The 314-nt window shown below is 65.9% G+C and carries 1 pseudogene; it reads left to right on the top strand.

Annotated features, from left to right (window positions below):
• A pseudogene (locus tag QWI17_RS03195) lies at positions 1–314 on the top strand (polyphosphate kinase 2 family protein); the annotation flags it as partial.

The raw sequence follows: 314 nt of genomic DNA, 5'->3' as shown, positions 1-314 counted from the left end.
CGCATGCGCCGCCATGCCTTGGTGGCGGTGTTCGAAGGCAACGATGCTGCCGGCAAAGGCGGGGCCATCCGCCGGGTGGCCGCTGCGCTGGACCCGCGCCAGTACCGTATCGTGCCGATTGCCGCGCCCACCGAAGAAGAGCGCGCGCAGCCTTACCTGTGGCGCTTCTGGCGGCACATTCCGGCGCGGGGCAAGTTCACCATTTTTGACCGCTCCTGGTATGGCCGGGTGCTGGTGGAGCGGGTAGAGGGGTTCTGCACGCCGGCTGACTGGATGCGCGCCTACAGCGAGATCAATGATTTCGAGGAACAGTT

Origin of the sequence: Gilvimarinus gilvus (assembly GCF_030518155.1) — a bacterium.
Taxonomy (GTDB): domain Bacteria; phylum Pseudomonadota; class Gammaproteobacteria; order Pseudomonadales; family Cellvibrionaceae; genus Gilvimarinus; species Gilvimarinus gilvus.
Note: the sequence above shows the minus strand (reverse complement) of the source record. Positions and strands in the feature narration are given on the sequence as shown.